1 protein-coding gene is annotated in these 1,399 nt (G+C 76.4%); it reads right to left on the bottom strand.

The annotated features are described in order from the left end of the window. The coding region (locus tag AB0B35_RS42125) for a hypothetical protein (protein ID WP_361057526.1) at window positions 1-1,399 on the bottom strand (1,399 nt) is incomplete at both ends.

Raw genomic sequence — 1,399 nt, 5'->3', positions numbered from 1 at the left:
GCAGCGGCCGCAGATCGCCCATTTCCAGCCGCGTTCTGCGGGCCGGTCGGGTGCGGGGGTGTGGGCCAGTTCGGTGCGGCCTCGTCCGCAGCGGGGGCAGTAGCGGCTGGTGCCCCGGGCGGGCACGGTCGCGACCGCGATGCCGGCTTTGGCGGCCAGGTGCACGAGCGCGTCGACGACCTGTCCGCGGACCTGCCCGGACAGCCGGGCGTTGCCTTTGCGCCGGCCGCGGGCCGCCAGTGTGGCCAGGTCCTCGACGTAGACGACGCCGGCGTGCAGGGCGGCGGCCTGGTCCACGGCCCAGCGGGCGGCCGACCAGGCGAGGGTCTTGTTGAGGTGGCGGATGCGGGCGCACACGTGTTCGTGTTCGGTGGTGGCGCGTGCGGCTAGCGCGGTCAGGTGCCCGGCACGCGCGTCGCTGTCAGGCAGGCCCGCGGCCAGGGCGGTGTGGTGGTCGCGCCTGGCGGCCAGGTGCTCGCGGTGTTGGCGTAGGCGGTGGAGTCTGGCGGAGACGGCGGTGGCGTCGTAGCGCAGCATCCGGCCGTCGGTGACGACCCGGCCGGTGTCTGTCAACCGCCCGACGGTGCCGGTCAGCAGGGTGTTGACGCCCCAGTCCAGGCCGAGCGCGACCCGGTGCCCCCGCGCAGGCGCGGGTGTGACGGGGACACGGTGGGGCAGGTCGACGCGGACCCGGTGTCCGGCGATGCGCAGGGTCGGCGCGCACAGCCTGGCGTGGTCGGCAACGTGGGCGGGCAGGGTGAGGGGCAGGGCGTGCCAGGCCCAGTCGGCCGGTGACCCGGGCCGGGCCGTCAGTGGCAGCTGGACCCGCAGCACGGCTCGGCCCGGCCCGTCGCGGCCGATGGTGGTCAGTTGCCTGTCGGCGGCGGCCAGCAGCACCTGGGCCGCGACCGCGGGCGGGGCCTCAAGGTCGGGCAGGTCGGCGGGCAGGCGTCCCTCGGCGTGCTGGTAGGCGCGGACCTGACGGGTGCGGTTGACGATCACCGCGTTGGTCACCCCGGCTGGCATCAGGTCACGCAGCGCCCGCCAGTCGGCGTCGGCGCGTCGGCCGTCGGCGGGCCAGGTCGCGACGATCGCCTGCAGGACCTCGCGCCGGTACACCCCCAGCCGCAGCGCACGGGCGGCCTCCTCCTGCGCGCACCGGCGCACCCGGTCGCTGACATACACCCCCGCCGGCGCAGGCGCAGTCCAGCCCAGCCGGCGCAACGCCATCCAGCCCTTGGCCGGCAGCACCCGCCCGTCCGGGCCGACACCAGCAGCCAACACCGCCAGATCCGCGCCGGTCCAGTGCTCGGCCACGATCTGCGCGGCCAGCTGCCCGACCAGCTCGGCCAGCCAACCGACCCGCGCGGCGAGCACCCGCTCACCGACCCGCTGGCCG

The organism is Catellatospora sp. NPDC049133 (assembly GCF_040648455.1).
Lineage (GTDB): Bacteria > Actinomycetota > Actinomycetes > Mycobacteriales > Micromonosporaceae > Catellatospora > Catellatospora aurea.
The sequence above is the reverse complement of the archived record's forward strand: the minus strand, read 5'-3'. Positions and strand labels throughout refer to the sequence as shown.